Source organism: Mycobacterium sp. NPDC006124, assembly GCF_040614235.1.
In the GTDB taxonomy this organism is placed as follows: domain Bacteria; phylum Actinomycetota; class Actinomycetes; order Mycobacteriales; family Mycobacteriaceae; genus Mycobacterium.
The window spans coordinates 63,657-82,773 of sequence record NZ_JBEXUA010000003.1; the positions used below are offsets into that span (position 1 = coordinate 63,657).

The 19,117-nt window shown below is 67.3% G+C and carries 21 protein-coding genes; 12 read left to right on the forward strand and 9 right to left on the reverse strand.

The features are described from left to right. Together ABZ195_RS07175 and ABZ195_RS07180 are read right to left on the reverse strand one after the other, a co-directional pair. Positions 1 to 393, reverse strand: a complete 393-nt coding sequence (locus tag ABZ195_RS07175; RefSeq protein WP_355216228.1) for a DUF3060 domain-containing protein — start codon at positions 391 to 393, stop codon at positions 1 to 3. A 2-nt stretch (positions 394 to 395) separates the two neighbouring features. Then, positions 396 to 746 carry a DUF3060 domain-containing protein gene (locus ABZ195_RS07180; RefSeq protein WP_355216999.1) on the reverse strand — a complete coding sequence of 117 codons (351 nt, stop codon included), beginning with the start codon at positions 744 to 746 and terminating at the stop codon, positions 396 to 398. Between the two features lie 149 nt (positions 747 to 895). On the opposite strand from ABZ195_RS07180, the gene ABZ195_RS07185 reads away from it, so the two are divergent. The 10 genes from ABZ195_RS07185 (at position 896) to ABZ195_RS07230 (ending at position 10,057) form a co-directional block, all read left to right on the forward strand. Continuing rightward, positions 896 to 1,423, forward strand: coding sequence for a DUF3558 domain-containing protein (locus tag ABZ195_RS07185; protein ID WP_355216230.1), 528 nt, complete (start codon positions 896 to 898; stop codon positions 1,421 to 1,423). Continuing rightward, the gene (locus tag ABZ195_RS07190) at positions 1,420 to 1,929 is read left to right on the forward strand and encodes a DUF3558 family protein (RefSeq protein WP_355216232.1); all 510 of its coding nucleotides are present in this window, start codon (positions 1,420 to 1,422) and stop codon (positions 1,927 to 1,929) included. Before ABZ195_RS07185 ends, ABZ195_RS07190 begins: the two co-directional genes overlap by 4 nt. Before the next feature lie 98 nt (positions 1,930 to 2,027). Continuing rightward, entirely contained in the window at positions 2,028 to 2,639 is a 612-nt protein-coding gene (locus ABZ195_RS07195; RefSeq protein WP_355216234.1) for a WHG domain-containing protein, read from the forward strand. 386 nt (positions 2,640 to 3,025) lie between these two features. Beyond that, the gene (rpsL, locus tag ABZ195_RS07200) at positions 3,026 to 3,400 is read left to right on the forward strand and encodes a 30S ribosomal protein S12 (protein WP_056557336.1); all 375 of its coding nucleotides are present in this window, start codon (positions 3,026 to 3,028) and stop codon (positions 3,398 to 3,400) included. Continuing rightward, a complete protein-coding gene (gene rpsG / locus ABZ195_RS07205) occupies positions 3,400 to 3,870 on the forward strand; it encodes a 30S ribosomal protein S7 (protein WP_149480312.1) in 471 nt (156 codons plus the stop codon). The genes rpsL and rpsG overlap by 1 nt, the downstream gene beginning before the upstream one ends. 78 nt (positions 3,871 to 3,948) lie before the next feature. Next, complete coding sequence (fusA, locus tag ABZ195_RS07210; RefSeq protein WP_355216237.1) at positions 3,949 to 6,051, forward strand: elongation factor G; 2,103 nt, start codon at positions 3,949 to 3,951, stop codon at positions 6,049 to 6,051. Positions 6,052 to 6,147: 96 nt separating this feature from the next. Further along, positions 6,148 to 7,338, forward strand: coding sequence for an elongation factor Tu (gene tuf / locus ABZ195_RS07215; RefSeq protein ID WP_264036425.1), 1,191 nt, complete (start codon positions 6,148 to 6,150; stop codon positions 7,336 to 7,338). Positions 7,339 to 7,509: 171 nt separating this feature from the next. Next, complete coding sequence (locus ABZ195_RS07220) at positions 7,510 to 8,238, forward strand: protein phosphatase 2C domain-containing protein (RefSeq protein WP_355217000.1); 729 nt, start codon at positions 7,510 to 7,512, stop codon at positions 8,236 to 8,238. A 40-nt stretch (positions 8,239 to 8,278) separates the two neighbouring features. Further along, positions 8,279 to 9,136: an SHOCT domain-containing protein gene (locus tag ABZ195_RS07225; protein WP_355216239.1), complete on the forward strand. Its 858-nt coding sequence runs from the start codon at positions 8,279 to 8,281 to the stop codon at positions 9,134 to 9,136. Between the two features lie 75 nt (positions 9,137 to 9,211). Further along, positions 9,212 to 10,057, forward strand: coding sequence for a mycofactocin-coupled SDR family oxidoreductase (locus ABZ195_RS07230; RefSeq protein ID WP_355216241.1), 846 nt, complete (start codon positions 9,212 to 9,214; stop codon positions 10,055 to 10,057). On the opposite strand, the gene ABZ195_RS07235 is transcribed toward ABZ195_RS07230, so the two are convergent. The 4 genes from ABZ195_RS07235 to ddaH form a co-directional block, all read right to left on the reverse strand. After that, the gene (locus ABZ195_RS07235) at positions 10,054 to 10,935 is read right to left on the reverse strand and encodes a universal stress protein (RefSeq protein WP_355216243.1); all 882 of its coding nucleotides are present in this window, start codon (positions 10,933 to 10,935) and stop codon (positions 10,054 to 10,056) included. The genes ABZ195_RS07230 and ABZ195_RS07235 overlap by 4 nt on opposite strands. 176 nt (positions 10,936 to 11,111) lie before the next feature. Then, positions 11,112 to 12,572 carry an amino acid permease gene (locus ABZ195_RS07240; RefSeq protein WP_355217002.1) on the reverse strand — a complete coding sequence of 487 codons (1,461 nt, stop codon included), beginning with the start codon at positions 12,570 to 12,572 and terminating at the stop codon, positions 11,112 to 11,114. Positions 12,573 to 12,630: 58 nt separating this feature from the next. Next, positions 12,631 to 13,875, reverse strand: coding sequence for an ornithine--oxo-acid transaminase (gene rocD, locus ABZ195_RS07245; protein ID WP_355217004.1), 1,245 nt, complete (start codon positions 13,873 to 13,875; stop codon positions 12,631 to 12,633). A 17-nt stretch (positions 13,876 to 13,892) separates the two neighbouring features. Continuing rightward, the gene (gene ddaH, locus ABZ195_RS07250) at positions 13,893 to 14,756 is read right to left on the reverse strand and encodes a dimethylargininase (protein WP_355216245.1); all 864 of its coding nucleotides are present in this window, start codon (positions 14,754 to 14,756) and stop codon (positions 13,893 to 13,895) included. A gap of 121 nt (positions 14,757 to 14,877) precedes the next feature. Here ddaH and ABZ195_RS07255 point away from each other — a divergent pair, with 121 nt between their 5' ends. Continuing rightward, a complete protein-coding gene (locus ABZ195_RS07255) occupies positions 14,878 to 15,324 on the forward strand; it encodes an Lrp/AsnC family transcriptional regulator (RefSeq protein ID WP_355216247.1) in 447 nt (148 codons plus the stop codon). A 47-nt stretch (positions 15,325 to 15,371) separates the two neighbouring features. After that, positions 15,372 to 16,544, forward strand: a complete 1,173-nt coding sequence (locus tag ABZ195_RS07260; protein ID WP_355216249.1) for an FAD-dependent oxidoreductase — start codon at positions 15,372 to 15,374, stop codon at positions 16,542 to 16,544. Positions 16,545 to 16,603: 59 nt separating this feature from the next. On the opposite strand, the gene ABZ195_RS07265 is transcribed toward ABZ195_RS07260, so the two are convergent. The 3 genes from ABZ195_RS07265 to mftR form a co-directional block, all read right to left on the reverse strand. Continuing rightward, on the reverse strand, positions 16,604 to 17,878 hold the full coding sequence (locus ABZ195_RS07265) for a VOC family protein (protein ID WP_355216251.1): 1,275 nt from the start codon (positions 17,876 to 17,878) through the stop codon (positions 16,604 to 16,606). Next, the gene (locus ABZ195_RS07270; RefSeq protein ID WP_355216253.1) at positions 17,875 to 18,393 is read right to left on the reverse strand and encodes a sigma-70 family RNA polymerase sigma factor; all 519 of its coding nucleotides are present in this window, start codon (positions 18,391 to 18,393) and stop codon (positions 17,875 to 17,877) included. The genes ABZ195_RS07265 and ABZ195_RS07270 overlap by 4 nt, the downstream gene beginning before the upstream one ends. Before the next feature lie 102 nt (positions 18,394 to 18,495). Then, positions 18,496 to 19,098 carry a mycofactocin system transcriptional regulator gene (gene mftR, locus ABZ195_RS07275; RefSeq protein ID WP_355216255.1) on the reverse strand — a complete coding sequence of 201 codons (603 nt, stop codon included), beginning with the start codon at positions 19,096 to 19,098 and terminating at the stop codon, positions 18,496 to 18,498. Positions 19,099 to 19,117: the final 19 nt, after the last annotated feature.

The following is a 19,117-nucleotide window of genomic DNA, read 5'->3' on the forward strand; positions in this document are numbered from 1 at the left end:
TCAGCCTCGCCGGATCGAGTTTCCCGATCCGGTGTCGTCGACCTTTGGCTGGCCGGTGGAGTAGCTGACGGTGTTGTTCAGCCCGACCACGTTGAGGGCGCCGGAGATCTCGTCGAAGGTCAACTTGTTGTCCGCACCGCCGACGTTGACGTTGGTGCACCTGCCCTTGACCGTCAGCGTGTTGTTGGAGCCGCCGACGGTCAGTGACTTGCCGTCGGCGCAGTCGATCTCGGCGGTCGTGCCGACCGAGCCGTAGTTGATCGTGTTGGCGATCTCGACCTGCACGCCGGAGGAGCCGGCGCTCACCGTGGGCGCGCCCGAGTCGGAGCAGCCCACCAGCACCGTGGCTCCCACCGCCGCAGCGCCGGCGAGTCTCGAGAAACGTGCGTGCATGCCTAAGCGGGTACCCGATCGATGCGGTTGGTCATGCCCAATTCGCGGCCGCGGTCCCAGACCAGGGGTTCGCCCTGGTGGTAGAGCACCGTCTGGTCGAATCCGTAGACGGTGATGTCGTTGACGACGTTGTCCACCACGATCACGTTGGCCGAGCCCTGGACGGAGACGCCCCAGCACGTGCCGACCGCGGTGATGTTGTTGCCGGTGCCCACGACGATGAGCGCCGAGTCGTTGCAGTCCAACGTCTGCACGACGCCCTGCCCGGTGATGTGGGTGTCGCCGTTCTTCGCCTGGGCGACCGGGGCCCCGGCCACCAGTGTGCCGAGGATCGCGACCACGCTCAGTCCCAGCGACGTGCTCGACGTCTTCCAATTCACGGTGGGTCCCCCTTGCGGCGCGGCCAGGATCGGTCTTCACGGACTCTACGTCGCCGAGTGCTGCCGGTGACGGCACTTCGACCGTTGTCGCTGGGTAGCGTGTGCGCACTATGGGTGTCCCGATGCGACGCAGCGTCGCGGCCGTCGTCGCGGTGGGCCTGGCCACCCTCGCCGTGGTGGCCTGCACCCGCACCGTCGGCGGGGTCGCCGAACGCGCCCGCCCCGCCGTGCCGAACCCCACCCGGAGCTATGGCTTCGTCGATGACCGCTGCGGGTTGCTGGACGACGAGACCCTGCGGGGACTGCTTGGGGCGAGCATCGTCGTCAAGCCCTTCAGTGGTGCGGTGTGTCAATACGTGCTGACGACGGACGCGGGCGTCGTCGACGTCGTCTTCACCTGGTTCGAGCACGGCAGCATCGAGCGGGAGCGCGACGTCGCGGTCGGCCGGGGTGCGCGCCTTCGGGAGGAGATCGTGGTGCGGCACCAGGCCTTCGTAGCCCAGCGTCCCGCCGCGCCGAACGCCTGCGCGGCCACCGCGGCCGCGGGCACCGGCGTGCTGACCTGGTGGGTGCAGTTTCGGCAGAGCACGGGCGATGCGTGCGGAGACGCGAAGGCACTGCTGACGGCCACGTTGTCGGCGGCCTCGTGACGAAGATCCTGCTCGTGCTGGCGACCGGATGCGCGGTCGTGGCGTGCGGATCGCCGGAACCGGTGACCACCGCGACGCCGCCACCGGCCGGCTCGGGATTTCGCAGTGCGGACTGCAACGGGGTGGCCGACGCCGACGTGGCGAAGGCTGCCGGCGGCACCCTGTTCACCCGCGTGGTGGCCAACGACGCCGGCTGCTTCTGGCAGGAGAACACCGCCATCGGCGACGTCGAATTGGGCATCGGCTTGTCGACCTGGTGGTACCGCGGCAGCGACTTGGACGCCGAGCGGATGCTGGAACGCAACACGGGCCGCACCGTCACCGAACTCGAGGTCGACGGAAACGCGGGCTTCCGGGCCAGCGACGCCAACGCGTGCAGTGTCTACGTGGCCAAGGGCGGTGACGTCATCACCTGGTCGGTGCAGACCGGGAACCCCGCCAGCCTGCCCGATCTGTGCTCGATCTCCGGCACGCTCGCGCAGCTCAGCCAGGACAGAGTGAACTGACTCGCCGTAGCAGCGGCGGGTTACAGTCAGCAGTCTTGGATTGCAGGACACGCGACGACTTCCATCATCGAGAAAATCCATTCGAAGGACGCAAACCCATGGCAGCTCGGTCGGACTCGACATCCGGCACGGGCAGACCGCGTCCGCCGGCGAGGGCCACCAAGCTCAGCCGCAACGCAATCGTCAACGCCGCGTTGACGTTCCTGGATCGCGAGGGTTGGGATGCCCTGACCATCAATGCGCTCGCCATGCAGCTGGGCACCAAGGGTCCGTCGCTCTACAACCACGTCGACAGCCTCGAGGACCTGCGCCGCACGGTTCGGATGCGCGTCATCGAGGACATCATCGGCATGCTCAACAACGTCGGGGACGGGCGGACCAGGGACGACGCCGTCGTCGCCATGGCCAGCGCCTACCGCAGCTACGCCCACCACCATCCCGGGCGCTACTCGGCGTTCACCCGGATGCCGCTCGGTGGTGACGACCCGGAGTACACCGCGGCCACTCGCGCCGCCGCCGAACCCGTGATCGCCGTGCTGGCGTCCTTCGGGCTCGAGGGGGAGGACGGGTTCTTCGCGGCGCTGGAGTTCTGGTCGGCGCTGCACGGATTCGTGCTCCTGGAGATGACGGGCGTGATGGACGCGATCGACACCGATGCCGTGTTCACGGACATGGTGCTGAGGCTGGCGGTCGGCATGGAGAGGCGATGAGCGCTCGCGCGAAGAGCAGACGAGCGCGATGAGCGCTCGCGCGAAGAGCAGACGAGCGCGATGAGCGCGCGCCGAGGGCGCTAGAATCGTCGGGAATCGCCCTGGTCGGGGGTAGGGTGGGCGCGCTTTGACCCGAGCCCCCGCGGCCGGGTATCGTGGTCGATCGTGCCTGGCCGATAGGGCGCTTGAGGCTGTGACGCCAACAAGCAAGCCTGCACGCCGGGCCAATTCGCATGTCCACGATGCATCGACGAGATTCGGTGCGCGAGCGCGTGCGACACACCCGGCCGCGTGGTAGCGCGGCAGGGCGTAACCGCAGTACACAGACTTGAGAACGACCGTAAGACAGCAGAGCAGTTTCACGAAGCAACACAGGAAGCCGGTACATGCCAACCATCAACCAGCTGGTCCGCAAGGGTCGCCGGGACAAGATCGCCAAGGTCAAGACCGCGGCCCTCAAGGGCAGCCCGCAGCGCCGCGGCGTCTGCACCCGCGTCTACACGACCACCCCGAAGAAGCCGAACTCGGCACTTCGCAAGGTCGCGCGCGTCAAGCTGACCACCGGGGTCGAGGTCACCGCCTACATCCCGGGTGAAGGCCACAACCTTCAGGAGCACTCGATGGTGCTGGTTCGTGGAGGCCGTGTGAAGGACCTTCCCGGTGTGCGCTACAAGATCATTCGCGGTTCGCTCGACACTCAGGGCGTCAAGAGCCGCAAGCAGGCACGGAGCCGCTACGGCGCCAAGAAGGAGAAGAGCTAATGCCGCGTAAGGGGCCCGCACCCAAGCGCCCGCTGGTCAACGACCCGGTCTACGGTTCGCAGCTGGTCACGCAGCTCGTCAACAAGGTTCTGCTGGACGGGAAGAAATCCCTCGCCGAACGCATTGTGTATGGAGCGCTGGAACAGGCTCGGGACAAGACCGGCACCGATCCGGTCGTGACCCTCAAGCGCGCTCTCGACAACGTGAAGCCCGCCCTCGAGGTCCGCAGCCGTCGCGTCGGTGGCGCCACCTACCAGGTGCCCGTCGAGGTCCGCCCCGAGCGGTCCACCACGCTGGCCCTGCGTTGGCTGGTCGGCTTCTCCAAGCAACGCCGCGAGAAGACCATGGTCGAACGACTGGCCAACGAGTTGCTCGACGCGAGCAACGGTCTCGGTGCCGCCGTCAAGCGACGCGAGGACACGCACAAGATGGCCGAGGCGAACCGGGCCTTCGCGCACTACCGCTGGTGATCGTCGCCGGCGGCTGAACGATTCGGCCCGCCGGCCGTTCATCGACAACCATCGAGCAAGAAAGAGTGGGAAGACGCCGTGGCACAGGACGTGCTCACCGACCTCACCAAGGTCCGCAACATCGGCATCATGGCGCACATCGATGCCGGTAAGACGACGACGACCGAGCGCATCCTCTACTACACCGGTATCAGTTACAAGATCGGTGAGGTGCACGACGGCGCCGCCACGATGGACTGGATGGAGCAGGAGCAGGAGCGGGGTATCACCATTACCTCCGCCGCTACCACCTGCTTCTGGGACGGCAACCAGATCAACATCATCGACACCCCCGGCCACGTCGACTTCACCGTCGAGGTGGAGCGTTCGCTTCGCGTCCTGGACGGTGCCGTAGCCGTCTTCGACGGCAAGGAAGGCGTCGAGCCGCAGTCCGAGCAGGTATGGCGCCAGGCCGACAAGTACGACGTGCCGCGCATCTGCTTCGTCAACAAGATGGACAAGATCGGTGCGGACTTCTACTTCACCGTGCGCACCATCGAGGAGCGCCTCGGCGCCCGCGCGCTGCCGATCCAGCTCCCCATCGGTTCCGAGGGTGATTTCGAGGGCATCGTCGACCTGGTCGAGATGAAGGCCAAGGTCTGGCGCGGCGAGACCAAGCTCGGCGAGACCTACGAGACCATCGACATCCCCGAAGAACTCCAGGAGCAGGCAGCGGAGTACCGCACCAAGCTCCTCGAGACGGTCGCCGAGACCGACGAGGCGCTGCTCGAGAAGTACTTCGGTGGCGAGGAACTCACCGTCGAGGAGATCAAGGGCGCGATCCGCAAGATGGTCGTCAACTCCGAGATCTACCCGGTGCTGTGCGGCAGTGCGTTCAAGAACAAGGGCGTTCAGCCCATGCTCGACGCCGTCATCGACTACCTCCCGTCGCCTCTGGACGTCGAGTCCGTGACCGGCCACGTGCCCGGCAAGGAAGACGAACTGGTCACCCGCAAGCCGTCGACCTCGGAGCCGTTCTCGGCGCTCGCGTTCAAGGTTGCGACCCACCCGTTCTTCGGCAAGCTGACCTACGTGCGGGTGTACTCCGGCAAGGTCGACTCCGGTGCTCAGGTCATCAACGCGACCAAGGGCAAGAAGGAGCGTCTGGGCAAGCTGTTCCAGATGCACTCCAACAAGGAGAACCCGGTCGAGACGGCCGCTGCCGGCCACATCTACGCCGTGATCGGCCTCAAGGACACCACCACCGGTGACACCCTGAGCGACCCGCAGCAGCAGGTCGTCCTCGAGTCGATGACCTTCCCCGATCCCGTCATCGAGGTCGCCATCGAGCCCAAGACGAAGAGCGACCAGGAGAAGCTCTCCCTGGCCATCCAGAAGCTGGCCGAGGAAGACCCGACGTTCAAGGTCCACCAGGACAACGAGACCGGCCAGACCGTCATCGGCGGCATGGGCGAGCTTCACCTCGACATCCTCGTCGACCGCATGCGTCGCGAATTCAAGGTCGAGGCCAACGTCGGCAAGCCGCAGGTCGCCTACAAGGAGACCATCAAGCGCAAGGTCGAGAAGGTCGAGTTCACCCACAAGAAGCAGACGGGTGGCTCCGGCCAGTTCGCCAAGGTGCTCGTCAGCATCGAGCCCTTCACGGGCGAGGACGGCGCGACCTACGAGTTCGAGAACAAGGTCAGCGGCGGTCGCATCCCGCGCGAGTACATCCCGTCGGTCGACGCCGGTGCTCAGGACGCCATGCAGTACGGCGTGCTTGCCGGTTACCCGCTGGTGAACGTCAAGCTGATCCTGCTCGACGGCGCGTACCACGACGTCGACTCCTCGGAGATGGCGTTCAAGATCGCCGGCTCGCAGGTGCTGAAGAAGGCTGCGGCACAAGCACAGCCGACCATCCTCGAGCCCGTCATGGCCGTCGAGGTCACCACACCCGAGGACTACATGGGTGAAGTGATCGGCGACCTCAACTCCCGCCGTGGTCAGATCCAAGCCATGGAGGAGCGCAGTGGGGCCCGCGTCGTGCGGGCTACTGTGCCACTGTCGGAGATGTTCGGTTACGTCGGAGACCTTCGGTCGAAGACCCAGGGCCGGGCGAACTACTCCATGGTGTTCGACTCCTACGCCGAAGTTCCGGCGAACGTGTCGAAGGAGATCATCGCGAAGGCCACCGGCCAGTAACCACTGGGCAACACCGGGTAGCCTCGCGGCGACCACACAACTGAAAACCGAAAAACCTTTCAACAAAGCATCATCGAAGTCCAGGAGGACACAGAAGTGGCGAAGGCGAAGTTCGAGCGGACCAAGCCGCACGTCAACATCGGGACCATCGGTCACGTTGACCACGGCAAGACCACGTTGACTGCAGCAATCACCAAGGTTCTGCACGACAAGTACCCGGCGTTGAATGAATCGCGCGCATTCGATCAGATCGACAATGCACCCGAAGAGCGCGAGCGCGGCATCACCATCAACATCTCGCATGTCGAGTACCAGACCGAGAAGCGTCACTACGCACACGTCGACGCCCCCGGTCACGCTGACTACATCAAGAACATGATCACCGGTGCCGCCCAGATGGACGGCGCGATCCTGGTGGTCGCCGCGACCGACGGCCCCATGCCCCAGACGAAGGAGCACGTGCTGCTCGCTCGTCAGGTCGGCGTGCCCTACATCCTGGTCGCGCTGAACAAGGCCGACATGGTCGAGGACGAGGAGCTCCTCGAGCTCGTCGAGATGGAGGTCCGCGAACTGCTGGCCGCCCAGGACTTCGACGAGGAAGCCCCGGTCATCCAGGTCTCGGCTCTCAAGGCGCTCGAGGGCGACGAGAAGTGGGTCAAGTCCGTCGAAGACCTCATGGACGCCGTCGACGAGTCGATCCCGGACCCGGTCCGTGAGACCGACAAGCCGTTCCTCATGCCCGTCGAGGACGTCTTCACGATCACCGGTCGTGGCACCGTCGTCACCGGCCGTGTCGAGCGTGGCGTGATCAACGTCAACGAAGAGGTCGAGATCGTCGGCATCCGCCCGACGGTCACCAAGACCACCGTCACCGGTGTCGAGATGTTCCGCAAGCTGCTGGACCAGGGCATGGCGGGCGACAACGTCGGCCTGCTGGTTCGTGGCGTCAAGCGCGAGGACGTCGAGCGTGGCCAGGTCGTGGTCAAGCCCGGCACCACCACGCCGCACACCGAGTTCGAGGGCAGCGTCTACATCCTGTCCAAGGAAGAAGGCGGCCGTCACAAGCCGTTCCTGTCGAACTACCGTCCGCAGTTCTACTTCCGCACCACGGACGTGACCGGCGTCGTCACCCTCCCCGAGGGCACCGACATCGTGATGCCCGGCGACAACGTCGACATCGCGGTCAAGCTGATCCAGCCGGTCGCCATGGACGAGGGTCTGCGTTTTGCGATCCGCGAGGGCGGCAAGACCGTCGGCGCAGGACGCGTCACCAAGATCATCAAGTGATGATCTGATCTAGTCAGTCGCAAAGCGGCGCTCATCCGAAAGGGTGGGCGCCGCTTTCGCGTTCGCACCCGACCTCAGTTCCGTTTCCGTGGCTGGTGCTGTGATTTCCTCGTGATCTGGCACGATGAGCGGACCAAGCTGGTCAGTCGACGAAGGTGGTGCGGGTTGTCCGTGATCAACGTGCGTGCATTCACCGATCTCGGGCTGGTGCGCAAACGCAACGAAGACGCCATCCTGGTTGCGGGGTGGCTCAGCCAGACGCGCGAAGGCTCGCTCGTCACAATGGATTTCGCGCCCACCGCGCCGTTCACGTGTGCCGTCGCCGACGGCATGGGTGGGCATGCGGGCGGCGACCTCGCCAGTCGGGTCGCCCTGACGGTGATCTCCGAGCGGTCGGTGGACTGGGTCAGCCCCGCCGACATCGAGAACACCCTCGTCGAGACCAGTGAACAGGTGCGCGCGGTGGGGGTGGACGCCGACCTGCAGGGGTTGGGCACGACGGTCGCGGGCCTGTGTCTGCTCGACGACGGTCTGGTCGTCTTCAACGTTGGTGACAGCCCGGTGTTCTCGATCACCGACGGAGTGCTGTCCCAAATCTCCATCGACGACTCGGTGTTCGACACCAACGGCCGGCCGACGAACATCATCACCCAGTCCATGGGCCAGTTCCCGCAGGTTCGACCACACCTCGAGGTGCGTCCGATCGAGGCGGGCACGTATCTGTTGTGTTCCGACGGGGTCAGCGGGGTGATGTCACCCGAGGAGCTGCGGGAGGCCGTCATGGAGCCCGACCTCGACGAGTTGGCGGCGACCATCATCGAGACCACCCGTCGCAACGGCGCGCACGACAACTTCTCCTTCCTCATCGTGGAGATTCCGGAACTGTCCTCCGGCGGCTAGTCTGACCTGCACGATGGCCCAGCCGGCGAGGAGGGTGGCGATGGTGGGGCGGTACGTGAAGGCGCAGCTGATGGTGCTGCTGTGCGGCGGCCTCGTCGGCCCGATCTTCCTCGGCGTCTACTTCACCGTCGGGCAGGGTGGGTTCGGCGACTCCATGAAGTGGATGTTCTGGACGGGCCTGCTGATCACCGCCGTCGACGTATTGGTGGCGATCGCGCTGGCCAACTACGGCGCGCGGTCGGCCGCCAAGACCCAGATGCTCGAGGCCGACGGCGTGCTGGCGCTCGCGCGGGTCACGTCCATCGGCGAGACCGGCACGCGGATCAACGACCAACCGCTCGTGAAGATCGGGTTGCACGTCGAGGGACCGGGGGTGCGCCCCTTCGAGGTCGAGGACAAGGTGATCGCGTCGGTGACCAGGCTGCCGCTCATCACCGGGCGAAAGCTGGTGGTGTTGGTCGACCCTGCCACCAACGACTACCAGATCGATTGGAACCGAAGCGCTTTGGTGGGCGGCATGATGCCCGCCCAGTTCACCCTCACCGAGGACGGCGATCGAACCTACGACCTGTCCGGCCAGGCGGAACCCTTGATGGAGATCATGCAGATCCTCAAGGCCCACGGTGTGCCGATGGGCGGAACCATCGACATTCGCTCGAATCCGGCGGTCCGGCAACAGGTCATGAACGTGGTCAGGCGAGCCGCCGCCCAACGCATTCCCCCAGCAGCCCACATGGCCGCGCCCCCGGTCGATCCCGCCGCGCCCTACGTCCCGCCGACCCCGCCCGGACCGTCGACCGCCCAGCGTCTACAGGAACTGGAGACGCTGCGCGCGATGGGTACCGTCTCCGACGCCGAATACACCGCGAAGCGCCAGCAGATCATCGCCGAACTCTGACCCGTTCTAGAACACGTTCCAGTTTGGCTGCTAGCCTGCACCTGGCACCGTGAATGGTCGACGAAGGGTCGGTTGATGGCATTGACACTCGAGGGACGGGTCGCATTCGTCACGGGCGCGGCGCGGGGGCAGGGCCGGGCTCACGCCATCCGCCTGGCCAACGAGGGCGCCGACGTCGTCGCCCTCGACGTGTGCGGACCGGTGTCGGACACCATCACCTACCCGGCGGCCACCTCCGAGGAACTGGCCGAGACCGCGAGCGCCGTCGAGGCGGCCGGCCGCAAGGTACTGACCCGCGAGGTCGACATCCGCGACCTCGCCGCCCAGCAGCAGGTGGTCGCCGACACGATCGAACAGTTCGGCCGGCTCGACGTCGTGGTGGCCAACGCCGGCGTGCTCAGCTGGGGCCGGATGTTCGAGATGTCGGAAGACCAGTGGGACACCGTCATCGACGTCAACCTGAACGGCACCTGGCGCACCCTGCGCGCGACGGTGCCCGCCATGATCGAGGCGGGCAACGGCGGATCGATCATCGTCGTCAGTTCCTCGGCGGGGCTGAAGGCCACCCCTGGCAACAGTCACTACGCCGCCTCCAAGCACGGGCTGGTCGCCATCACCAATTCGCTGGCGCTCGAGGTGGGGGAGTACGGCATTCGGGTCAACTCGATCCACCCGTACTCCATCGACACCCCGATGGTGGAGCCGGAGGCGATGATGGAGATCTTCGGCAAGTACCCGACCTACATCCACAGCTTCTCGCCGATGCCGTTCCACCCCGTCAACCACGAGGGCAAGAAGGGCCTGCAGGAATTCATGACCGCCGAAGAGGTTTCGGACGTGGTGACATGGTTGGCCAGTGACGCCTCGGCGACCATCTCCGGATCGCAGATCGCAGTCGACCGCGGAACGATGAAGTACTAGTTCGGCAGCACCAGAACCGGAACCGGGCTGTGGCGCACGATCTTGGTGCCCTTCGACCCGAGGAACACCCGGGCGATCGGTCCCTGCGGCGACGTTCCGATGACGAGGAGGTCACCCTCGTCCCAATCCGGAGCGTCCAGCGCCCGGTCCCAGCCGTTGCCCGTCACCACCTGAAGTGTCACGTCCTCGCCGACGACGCCGCCGGACTTCAACGCCGCCAACGCCTCTCGGGAGGCCGCTGCCCACGACTCCAGGATCGAGGTCTCGGCGTCCAGTCCGACCTCCGGTGGGTACATCGTGCGGCCGCGCACCGCGAAGGTGATGACGCGCAACGGAATTCGCAATTGCTCGGCGAGCGCTGCGCTGCGTTGGACGACGTGCAACGAGTCGGGGGTGCCGGGATAGGCGGCGGTGATCCGCGTCAACCCATGGGACTTGGCGCCCCGGTAGCCGCGCGGGGCGATCGCCAGCGGCACCGGTGAGGAGTGCAGCAGCCGGTCGGCGGTCGAGCCCACCACCACCCTGCCGAGGCTGCCGTCCGACGCCGAACCCAGCACCAGCGCTTCGGCCTTCATGTCCGCCACCGCCTGCAGCAACCCGCCCGGCGCGGAGCGGTGCGCGTACTTGTGGAAGCTGACCTCCAGGGTGCCGTCGATCTCGGCGACGCATTCCTTGGCCTGCATGGCGGAATCGGCGGCCAACCGGTCGGCGTAGTGCGCGTACTCGGCGTCGACGCGGGCCGGGGACGGCGTGGTCCACGGCTTGGGCACGACGGTGACCACCGACAGTGACGTGTCGAGGGTTCGGGCCGCCTCCACCGCGAGATTAAGTGCGGAGGTTCCGGCCTTGCCCGCCAGGTAGCCGACGACGACAGTCATGCGCGATCCCGCTTCGCTTCTCGCTGGTGTGTCATGCGCGATCCCGCTTCGCTTCTCGCTGGTGTGTCATGCGCGGTCCCGCTTCGCTTCTCGCTGGTGTGTCATGCGCGGTCCCGCTTCGCTTCTCGCTGGTGTGTCATGCGCGATCCCGCTTCGCTTCTCGCTGGTGTGTCATCCTATTTCTCGTCCTTCGGCGACACGATCTCGACGTCGTCCACCCCGGGCGCGGCAGCGGCGATCGCGCCGTCACCAAAATCGTTGAGCGCGCTGTGGTGTCGACCCCAGAGCAGGTAGTAGGCGAGCACGACGACCACCCACGCACTGAAGGCAATCCACGTGTACCAGTGCAGGCTGTAGAGGATGTAACCGCACGCCAGGATCGACAACACCGGCGTCACCGGGTAGAGCGGCACCTTGAACCCGCGGGGCAGATCGGGTTCCCGCCGCCGCAGGATGATCACTCCGAGGGACACCACGATGAACGCCGTGAGGGTGCCGATCGAGACCATGTCGGCGAGCTTGTCCAAGGGGATGAACCCGGCCAGGATCGAGACCACGACGGCCACGACGATGGTGTTGTTCACCGGAGTCATGCTCTTGGGGTTGACCTTGGCGAACATCGAGGGCAGGAGTCCGTCGCGGCCCATCGCGAACAGGATGCGCGTCTGGCCGTACATGGTCACCAGCGTGACCGAGAAGATCGAGATGACCGCGCCGGCAGCCAGGACGGTGCTCCAGACGCTCAACCCGGTGACGTCGTCGAGGATTTGGGCCAGCCCGGCTTCCTGACCCTCGAAGCCCGTCCAGTCCTGTGCGCCCAGCGCGGCGAAGGTCACCAGCAGGTAGATGCCGGTGACGATCAGCAGCGCGGCGATGATGGCGCGCGGCATGGTCTTCTGCGGATCCTTGACTTCGTCACCGGCGGTGGACACGGCGTCGAGCCCGATGTAGGAGAAGAAGATGGTGCCGGCCGCCAGCCCGACGGCCGCGGTGCCCATCGGGGCGAAGTTGGCGAAGTGATCGGTGGTGAAGCCGGTGAACGCGATGACGGAGAACATCGCCAGCACGCCGAGCTTGATGAGCACCATGATGGTGTTGGCCCGGGCCGACTCCGAAGCACCGCGGATCAGCAGCAGCATGCACATCACGACGAGCACGATGGCGGGCAGGTTCACGATGCCGGGGTCGTCGTCCCATGGTGCCGCCGTGATCGCGTGTGGCAGGCTGACGCCGAACAGGTTCTGCAGCAGCTTGTTCAGGTACTGGCTCCATCCGACGGCGACCGCGGCGGTCGACACCCCGTACTCCAGGAGCAGGCAGGCCGCCACACCCATCGCGACGAACTCGCCGAGCGTCGTGTACGCGTAGGAGTACGTCGACCCGGACACCGGTACCGCCGAGGCCATCTCGGCGTAGCAGATGGCGGCCAGGCCGGCCGCGACGCCGGCGAGCACGAACGACAGCAGCACGGCGGGCCCGGCCTGGGGGACGGCTTCGGACAGCACGAAGAAGATGCCGGTGCCGACCGTGGCGCCGACGCCGAACATGGTCAGCTGGAAGACGCCGATGGTGCGTTTGAGTTCCTGGGAGGCGCCGTGTGCGACGGGTGCACCCATGATCGGGCGGCGGCGGAGCATCTGTTCGGTCAGGCTGACCGACGGTGAGGGTGATGCCATGGTGCCTCCTCGGCAGGGGTCAAGCGGTGGCGGCCGTCGGTGACGACAGGGCCTCGGCCAGAACGGCGGCGAACTGGTCGACGGCCCAGTCGATCTCCTCCTCGGTGATGACGATGGGCGGGGCGAACCTCAGGGTTGAACCGTGCGTGTCCTTTACGAGAACACCGCGCGCGGCCAACCGCAAGCTGACGAGCTTTCCGGTGCCGATCCGCGGGTCGACGTCGACGCCTGCCCACAGGCCCATGCCGCGGACCGCGAGCACCCCGTGGCCGATCAGACCGCGCAGGCGGGCGTGCAGGCGCTCGCCGAGTTCGGCTGAGCGAGCTTGGAACTCACCCCGTGCGAGCATCGCCACGACGGTGGTGCCGATGGCGGCGGCGAGCGGGTTGCCGCCGAAGGTCGACCCGTGTTCGCCGGGGTGCAGCACGCCGAGCACGTCGCGGTCGGCTACGACCGCCGACAGCGGGACCACGCCGCCGCCGAGGGCCTTGCCGAGGAGATACATGTCGGGGACGACGCCCCAGTGGTCGCAGGCGAAGGTGCGACCCGTCCGGGCGAGACCCGACTGGATCTCGTCGGCGATCATCAAGACGTTGCGCTCGGTGCACAGCGTGCGAACCCGCGGCAGGTAGTCCTCGGCCGGCACGATGATGCCCGCTTCGCCCTGGATGGGTTCGAGCAGCACCGCGACGGTGTTCTCGTCGATCGCGGCGACCAGGGCGTCGGCGTCACCGAAGGGCACCGCGCGGAAACCCGGTGTGTAGGGCCCGAAGCCGCGGCGCGCGGTCTCGTCGTCGGAGAAGCTGATGATCGTGGTGGTGCGACCGTGGAAGTTGCCGTGCGCCACGATGATGTTGGACTGGTCGACGGGCACGCCCTTGACGTCGGTGCCCCACTTGCGCGCCACCTTGATGCCGCTCTCGACGGCCTCGGCGCCGCTGTTCATCGGCAGCACGACGTCCTTGCCGCATAGTTCGGCCAGCGCCGCGCAGAAGGGTCCGAGGCGGTCGGAGTGGAACGCCCGGCTGACGAGGGTCACCGCGTCGAGTTGGGCGTGCGCCGTCGCGATCACCTCGGGGTTGCGGTGGCCGAAGTTGACCGCCGAGTAGGCGGCCAGACAGTCCAGGTAGCGGCGACCCTCGACGTCGGTGATCCAGGCGCCCTCGGCCGAGGCGGCGACGACCGGCAGCGGGGAGTAGTTGTGCGCAGCGTAGCGCTCGTCGAGGGCGATGGCCGCCTCACTGAGTGTTCCGCTCTCGGTCATGACGGTTTCCAGGATGGTCACGAGTACACCTCCAGCGTGCAGCATTTGACGGATCCGCCGCCCTTGAACAATTCGGACAGGTCGATCCCGATCGGCTCGAAGCCGAGGTGCGCGATCTGCTCGGCGAAGCCGGTGGCGTTGGCGGGCAGCAGCACGTGCTTGCCGTCGGAGACCACGTTGAGGCCGAGGACGTAGGCGTCGGCGGAGGTGACCTCGACGGCATCCGGGAACAGTCGCCTCAGTTGTGCTCGCGCGTCGTCGCTGAAGGCCGGCGGGTAGTAGGCGACGGTGGTGTCGTCGAGCACCGCCAGCGCGGTGTCGAGGTGGTAGAAGCGGGGGTCGACCAATTCCAGGCTGACCACCGGCCGGCCGGTGAATGCGGCGACCTCGGCGTGGGCCCGCAGATCGGTACGGAAGCCGTAGCCCGCCAGGATCGTGGGGCCCACCACCAGGAGGTCGCCCTGGCCCTCGTTGACGTACTGGGTGACGAGGGGTTCGAATCCGCGGCTGCTCATCCAGTCGGCGTAGGCGTCGGCCTCCGCGGCGCGCTGCGGATAGGCGAAGCGGGCGACGATCGCGACGTCGTCGACGACCAGTCCGCCGTTGGCGGCGTAGACCATGTCGGGCAGGCCGGCGACGGGTTCGACCGTCTCGACGGTGTGGCCCAGCGCGCGGTAGGCCGAGCGCAACTCATCCCATTGACGCACGGCCAGCGCGGCGTCGACGGGGGTCGACGTGTCCATCCACGGGTTGATCGCATACTCCACGGCGAAGAACGTCGGCGCGGTCATCGCGTACCGGCGCTGGCGCGGGACACGGACTCGGGGCGTCGCGCAGGCGACATCGGGCGCCGGGGTGCCGGCGAGATCAGCGATCGTCATACAAGTGACGGTACGACCGCGTCCGAGCGCAAGCAATCGCCACTCATTGCGTGTCGGTGCACGATCCATTGTGCCAGAGCTAGAATTCCGGCGATCTGTTGTGCAACGAAAGCGAGACGCCATGGACCGGCTCGATCACACCGATGAGCGCATCCTCGCCGAGCTGGCCGACCACGCCCGGGCGACCTTCGCCGAGATCGGGCAGCGGGTGAACTTGTCCGCCCCGGCGGTGAAGCGACGGGTCGACCGGATGCTCGACGACGGTGTCATCCGCAGCTTCACCACCGTCGTCGACCGCAATGCAATCGGTTGGAACACCGAGGCTTACGTGCAGGTGTTCTGCCACGGCACGATTGCCCCGGCCGAACTTCGCAAGGCCTGGATCGGCATTCCCGAAGTGGTCAGCGCGGCCACCGTCACCGGGACGGCCGACGCCATCCTGCACGTGCTCGCCCGCGACATGCGCCACCTCGAGGAGGCCCTCGAACGCATCCGCGCGAGCGCCGACATCGAACGCAGCGAGAGCATCGTCGTGCTGTCCAACATCATCGAGCGGGCACCCGTCTGAGCATGGGTGGCGTACCTCGGGACGCGGCCGTCGTGTAAGAAAGCCCCGTGACTACAACCGGGGGCATCGTCATCGTCGGCGGCGGACTCGCCGCGCTGCGCACCGCCGAGCAGTTGCGCCGCGCCGACTACGCCGGCCCGATCACGCTGCTCAGCGACGAGGACCACCTGCCGTACGACCGGCCCCCGCTGTCGAAGGAGGTGCTGAGGGCCGAGACCGACGACGTCACGCTCAAGCCCGTCGAGTTCTACCGCGAGAAGGACATCACCGTCCGCCTGGGCTCGGCCGCGACGAGCCTGGACACCACCGCCCAGACGGTCACCCTGGCCAGCGGTGAGGCCGTGCCCTACGACGAGCTGGTGATCGCAACGGGCCTGGTGCCCAAGCGGATTCCGTCGTTGCCCGACATCGAGGGCGTGCGCGTGCTGCGGACCCTCGGTGAGAGCCTCGCGCTGCGCGAACATGCCGCCTCGGCCCGGCGGGCCGTCGTCATCGGTGCCGGCTTCATTGGCTGCGAGGTCGCCGCGAGCCTGCGTTCCCTCGGCGTCGACGTGGTGCTCGTCGAACCGCAGCCCACACCGCTGGCCTCGGTGCTCGGTGAGCAGATCGGCGAACTCGTCGCGCGATTGCACCGGGCCGAGGGCGTCGACGTGCGATGCGGCATCGGCGTCACCGAGGTCACGGGCGCCGACCACGTCGAGAAGGTGGTGCTGTCCGACGGCACCGAACTCGACGCCGACGTCGTCGTGGTCGGGGTCGGGTCGCGGCCCTCGACCGATTGGCTACGGGGCAGCGGGGTCACCGTGGACAACGGCGTGATCTGTGACGTCGCCGGACGGACCAGCGCCCCGAACGTGTGGGCCGTCGGTGACGTCGCGTCGTGGCGGGATGCATCGGGTCAGCAAGTGCGCGTTGAACATTGGAGCAACGTCGCCGATCAGGCCCGTGCGATCGTGCCCGCGATGCTCGGCCAGGAGCCGACCTCCGCGGTGACGGTGCCGTACTTCTGGAGCGACCAGTACGACGTCAAGATCCAGTGCCTGGGCGAACCGGAGGCCGACGACGTCGTGCACGTCGTCGAAGACGACGGCCGCAAGTTCCTGGCGTACTACGAGCGCGACGGCGCGGTGGTCGGCGTGGTGGGCGGCGGCATGCCGGGCAAGGTGATGAAGGCCCGCGCCAAGATCGCCGCGGGTGCGCCCATCGCCGACGTCCTCTAGCGATTTGTGGAGTCTCGGCGGCGCTGACCGCCGCCAAGACTCCACAAATCGCACGGGGGCTAGTGCTGGCCGAGGTAGAAGCGCACGCCTTGGTCGTCGGCGCACAGCGCCGACATGCCGTAGGACTGCGCAGATGGTGCCTCGACGACGGTGCCACCAGCCTCCTCGACCCGTTTCACCGCGGCCTCCACGTCGACGACCGTCCACATCGGCACGGTCGCCGGTGCGGCGCTGCCGCCCGCGACGCCCGACATGGGGTGCACCCCGCGGGGCTCCCAGCCGTCGTCGATGCGCCCGGGGTCGAAGCTCCAGCCCAGCACCCGACCGTAGAAGTTGCGGAAGGTCGCCGAATCGGTCACCTCGAAGGTGACGTACGAGAGTTCGCCCGGCCCAGCGCCGTTGAGCGCGGGCCGCGGATCGTCGCCGGTGGGCTGGTAGACCGCAAACGCCGTGCCCGACGGATCGGTCGCGTCGACCGTCGGGCCGTGCGGGGTCTGCGTGACGTCGCCGGCCTCGCCGCCGGCGTCCAGGATCGCCCGTCGCGCCGCCGCGACGTCGCTCACCGCGTAGCAGCAGAACAGCGTGGGCGGGCCAGCCATGGCGACGACGCCCACGGGCCGGTCGGTGTTGGTCACCCGGCGCGGTTCGGCGTCGAACTGCCAGCCCAGCACTTGGCCGTAGAAGGCCGCCGACCGGGCGGGATCACGGGTCCACACCGACACGTACCCGATGTCGCCGTGGCGAATCTGGCTCGCCGAACCGCTGACCGGGCCGCTGAGCATCCACCGGTGGCCGAACGGGTCGACCACGGTGGCGCTGCGGGAGCCGTGCGCCTCGTAGATCTCCCGCTCGACGCGGGCGCCATTCTCGCGGGCGCGTCGTAGCACGGCGTCGGTGTCGGCGACGGGCAGCATCAGGCTCACCGAAACCGATTGCGGGGCAGGCGCGGTCAATCCCATCTCGGGAAACTCGTCGGCCAGGTACAGCATCCCGCCGCCGATCGACAGCTCGGCGTGGCCGATGCGGCCGTCGGCCATCTCGATCGGATCGCCGACGAGGACGGCGCCAAAGGCGCTGACGTACCACGCGATCGCGTCCCGTGCGCCGGCGACGGCCAGGTAGGGCAGCGCCGCGGGACGGGGTGGGGCGGGCGCGACGGTCTTCAATTCGGCGACGACGACGTCGGTGTCACTCACGATGACTCCTCGGGGTAGCGAGACGGCGGATTCCAAGCGGGCCCGCAGCCGAGCCGCGAACTGCGGATCGGGGGTCGCCGGAAGGTCGTCGCCGCGCAGCACGCCCAGCGGATCGTGATCATTCCGCTCGCCGTTCACGGCGTTCCTCCTTCCGGGTAGTGCGTTCTGAAGGCGCGGCGGGCCCGCACCAGCAGGGCTTCGGTGGCGTGCACCGTGCGGCCGATCAACTCGGCGCACTCGGGTACCGACCGGTCGTCCAGGTAGCGCAGGGCCAGCACCACGCGATGGTGCTCGGGCAGTCGGGCCAAGACACCCTCGGCGACGATGCGGTCGAGTTCGGCGTCCCAGTCGTCGGCCGGGTCGACGGGCTCGGGCACCTCGGCCACCGGGACGGTGAACCGGTCGTGCCGTCGCCGGTAGTGGTCGGCCAGCTTGTGCCGGGCCACGCCGATCAGCCACGCGACCGTCATCGGCGGTGGCGAATCACGCCTGGCGGCGTCCATCGCCGCCAAGAAGGTCTCCGACGTCAGGTCCTCGGCAACACTTCGATCGCCGCAGCGGCGGACGAAGTATCCGTACACGGCGGGCAGGGCCTCGTCGTACAGCGCGAGCAACGCGCGAGGCGCGTCCCGAGCAGACGATTCGGCTTCCACACCCTCATCGTCGCCGTTGCGGCCTGAACTCCGACGCCCATTCTCGCGATTGGTGGTGTCTCGGCAGCGGTGAGCGCCGAACGCACACGAATCGCCAGGGGTCTAGGTGTCGAGGGCCGCGAGGCCAGTGCCGACGGTGTCGAATGCGTCGCCGAGGGCCTGCTGCAGGGACACCGAGGTGTCGGCGAGCCAGTATGCGTAGGCCGAGAGCGCCACGCCGAGCATCGACCACGCCGTGGTCTGGGGGACGAGGTCACCGGGCTCGAGGTGCAGTCGGTGGGCGACGAACTCCGCGATGACCGCCCGCCACCCGGCGTACATGGTCATCGAGTGCGCCTGCAGAGCGTCGGTCTCGAGGATGACGCGCATGCGTTGGCGGTGATGGGCGGTCTCGGCGTCGTCGAAGCTGTTGAACGCCAACAGGGCCGAGCGCAAGGCGACGGCGGTGGTCGCATCGGCGGGGACCGCGTCGAGCAGCTGGCGCATGTGGTCGAGGTGGGCGTCGAAGTCACCCCACGGGATGGCGTTCTTGGATGAGTAGTAGCGGAAGAGAGTGCGACGGGCGATGCCCGCCGCGCGGGCGACGTCGTCGACGCTGACCTCGTCGAAGCCACGGTCGGCGAACAGCTCGAGTGCGACGTTGGTGATGTGGTCTCCGGTGGTGGACCTGCGTCTGCCGACCCGGGATGCGGGTTCACGACTCATCGAGATCCGCCCTTCCGTT

What these genes read in the sequence shown, in the direction of transcription:
- ABZ195_RS07225 (WP_355216239.1), top strand. Translation starts at nt 8,279, where the DNA reads ATGGTGGGGCGGTACGTGAAGGCGCAGCTGATGGTGCTGCTGTGCGGC.
- ABZ195_RS07230 (WP_355216241.1), top strand. Translation starts at nt 9,212, where the DNA reads ATGGCATTGACACTCGAGGGACGGGTCGCATTCGTCACGGGCGCGGCG.
- ABZ195_RS07240 (WP_355217002.1), bottom strand. Translation starts at nt 12,572, where the DNA reads ATGCTCCGCCGCCGCCCGATCATGGGTGCACCCGTCGCACACGGCGCC.
- ABZ195_RS07235 (WP_355216243.1), bottom strand. Translation starts at nt 10,935, where the DNA reads ATGACTGTCGTCGTCGGCTACCTGGCGGGCAAGGCCGGAACCTCCGCA.
- ABZ195_RS07195 (WP_355216234.1), top strand. Translation starts at nt 2,028, where the DNA reads ATGGCAGCTCGGTCGGACTCGACATCCGGCACGGGCAGACCGCGTCCG.
- ABZ195_RS07175 (WP_355216228.1), bottom strand. Translation starts at nt 393, where the DNA reads ATGCACGCACGTTTCTCGAGACTCGCCGGCGCTGCGGCGGTGGGAGCC.
- ddaH (WP_355216245.1), bottom strand. Translation starts at nt 14,756, where the DNA reads ATGACGATCGCTGATCTCGCCGGCACCCCGGCGCCCGATGTCGCCTGC.
- rocD (WP_355217004.1), bottom strand. Translation starts at nt 13,875, where the DNA reads ATGACCGAGAGCGGAACACTCAGTGAGGCGGCCATCGCCCTCGACGAG.
- rpsL (WP_056557336.1), top strand. Translation starts at nt 3,026, where the DNA reads ATGCCAACCATCAACCAGCTGGTCCGCAAGGGTCGCCGGGACAAGATC.
- rpsG (WP_149480312.1), top strand. Translation starts at nt 3,400, where the DNA reads ATGCCGCGTAAGGGGCCCGCACCCAAGCGCCCGCTGGTCAACGACCCG.
- mftR (WP_355216255.1), bottom strand. Translation starts at nt 19,098, where the DNA reads ATGAGTCGTGAACCCGCATCCCGGGTCGGCAGACGCAGGTCCACCACC.
- ABZ195_RS07255 (WP_355216247.1), top strand. Translation starts at nt 14,878, where the DNA reads ATGGACCGGCTCGATCACACCGATGAGCGCATCCTCGCCGAGCTGGCC.
- ABZ195_RS07185 (WP_355216230.1), top strand. Translation starts at nt 896, where the DNA reads ATGCGACGCAGCGTCGCGGCCGTCGTCGCGGTGGGCCTGGCCACCCTC.